The 1,706-nt window shown below is 62.2% G+C and carries 1 protein-coding gene; it reads left to right on the top strand.

What is annotated here, in order from left to right:
• Positions 1 to 1,706 (top strand): beta strand repeat-containing protein (locus ACKWCC_RS19185; protein ID WP_413997585.1); only part of this gene is annotated, 1,706 nt, incomplete at both ends.

Genomic DNA, 1,706 nt, shown 5'->3' with positions numbered 1-1,706 from the left:
ACAGATCACGGCCTTCAGCCTTGACAATGCAACGGACGTGCTCACCTTGACCTTGGAGGACGGTGGCACCCAGACGGTGGACTTCACCGCGGTACTGGCGGCGGCCGGCACGGACGACCAGGCCTTGAGCCTGGCCGCGGGCAACATCCTGACCCTGGAGGACGGCGGTACCGTTGACCTGACCCCATATCTGGACAACACGGACGATCAGCAGATCACGGCCTTCAGCCTTGACAATGCAACGGAGGTGCTCACCTTGACCTTGGAGGACGGCGGCACGCAGACGGTGGATTTCACCACGGTTCTGGCGGCGGCCGGCACCGACGACCAGGCCCTGACCATTACCGGGGCCAACGTCCTTACTTTGGAGGATGGCGGCACGGTGGACCTGAACCCCTTCCTGGACAATACGGACGACCAACAGATCACGGCCTTCAGCCTTGACAATGCAACGGACGTGCTCACTTTGACCTTGGAGGACGGCGGCACGCAGACGGTGGATTTCACCACGGTACTGGCAGCGGCCGGCACGGACGACCAGGCCTTGAGCCTGGCCGCGGGCAACATCCTTACTTTGGAGGACGGCGGTACGGTGGACCTGAACCCCTTCCTGGACAACACCGATGACCAAACGGCAACCGAAGTTGCGGTCACGGACACCGCCGGTAACTTCACGGCCACGGACGTTGAGGGCGCCCTGGCGGAACTGGCCACGGGCAGCACCGACGACCAGGCCCTGACCATTACCGGGGCCAACATCCTTACTTTGGAGGACGGCGGTACGGTGGATTTGAACCCCTTCCTGGACAACACGGACGACCAGCAGATCACGGCCTTCAGCCTTGACAACACGACAGATGTGCTCACCTTGACCTTGGAGAACGGTGGCACGCAGACGGTGGACTTCACCGCGGTTCTGGCGGCTGCTGGCACCGATGACCAAACGGCAACGGAAGTTGCGGTCACGGACACCGCCGGCAACTTCACGGCCACGGACGTTGAGGGCGCCCTGGCGGAACTGGCCACGGGCAGCACCGACGATCAGGCCCTGACCATTACGGGGGCCAACCTCCTTACTTTGGAGGACGGCGGCACGGTGGACCTGACCCCGTTCCTGGACAACACGGACGACCAAACGGCAACGGAAGTTGCGGTAACTGACACCGCCGGCAATTTCACGGCCACAGATGTTGAGGGCGCCTTGGCGGAACTTGCCACGGGCAGCACCGATGATCAGGCCCTGACCATTACCGGGGCCAACATCCTTACTTTGGAGGACGGCGGCACGGTGGACCTGACCCCATATCTGGACAATACGGACGACCAGCAGATCACGGCCTTCAGCCTTGACAACACGACAGATGTGCTCACCTTGACCTTGGAGGACGGTGGTACGCAGACGGTGGACTTCACCGCGGTACTGGCGGCTGCTGGCACCGATGACCAAACGGCAACGGAAGTTGCGGTTACGGACACGGCTGGCAATTTTACGGCCACAGATGTTGAGGGCGCCCTGGCGGAACTGGCCACGGGCAGCACCGACGATCAGGCCCTGACCATTACCGGGGCCAACATCCTTACTTTGGAGGACGGCGGTACGGTGGATTTGAACCCCTTCCTGGACAACACGGACGACCAACAGATCACGGCCTTCAGCCTTGACAATGCAACGGACGTGCTCACCTTGACCTTGGAGGACGGTGGCA

This window comes from Maribacter aquimarinus (assembly GCF_047345505.1).
Taxonomy (GTDB): Bacteria; Bacteroidota; Bacteroidia; order Flavobacteriales; family Flavobacteriaceae; genus Maribacter.
The sequence above is the reverse complement of the archived record's forward strand: the minus strand, read 5'-3'. Positions and strand labels throughout refer to the sequence as shown.